We start from the raw sequence: 844 nt of genomic DNA on the forward strand, positions 1-844 counted from the left end.
ATATAGAAATCATTCATTGTCAATCGTTATTTTTTAGGGATAATCCCTCTGGAGAGTAGTTGTACAGATGAATTCAAAAACAAAAATCGACAAGGTACCGCTAAATACATATAAAAATAGAGTAACCAGCTTGGTCATCATGATAGTGGGCCTTGCATGCTTACTCGTTTCGATTATTGCTTCAATCAATCTCGGTGCCGCCGATTTGAGCTATCGTGATGTATATAATGCATTATTTCAATTTGATGAAGACAATCCCGCTCATACGATCATTCGCCAATTAAGATTTCCGCGGGCAATCGCTGCAGTGTGTGTAGGAGCTGCGTTAGCAGTCTCAGGGGCAATCATGCAGGGAATGACGAGAAATCCATTGGCTGATCCTTCCATACTGGGAGTAACCGCCGGATCATCGTTTTTCATTGCGATTGCGCTTGTGGTCATGCCGGGTATAACGTATCTGGGCTTAATGATGTTCTCTTTTGCCGGTGCAGGGTTGGGCGCAGCATTGGTTTTCGGAATCACATCGTATTCAAGGGGCGGCATAACGCCTGTCAAGCTCGCACTCGCCGGCTCGGCGATAGCATCCTTGCTTAGCTCGCTTTCAACTGCGGTCGGGATCAAATTCAATATTTCAAAAGATATCAGCTATTGGTTTGCCGGAGGGGTTTCAAGTGTGCAGCCACAGCATGTTTTATTTACGCTTCCATTTATAGTGGTGGGGATATTGGTAGCTTTGGTTCTTTCCCGCTCCATTTCCATTCTTAGTTTAGGGGAAGAGGTGGCAAAAGGACTTGGGCAAAATACCGGAATCGTGAAGCTTATAGGAATGATTGCGGTCCTGCTG

At 45.1% G+C, this 844-nt stretch carries 1 protein-coding gene; it reads left to right on the forward strand.

The window, feature by feature from the left end:
• Positions 1-67 precede the first annotated feature (67 nt).
• Positions 68-844 (forward strand): FecCD family ABC transporter permease (locus tag CVN76_RS06155; RefSeq protein WP_100530611.1); only part of this gene is annotated, 777 nt, incomplete at its 3' end.

The organism is Bacillus sp. mrc49 (assembly GCF_002803435.1).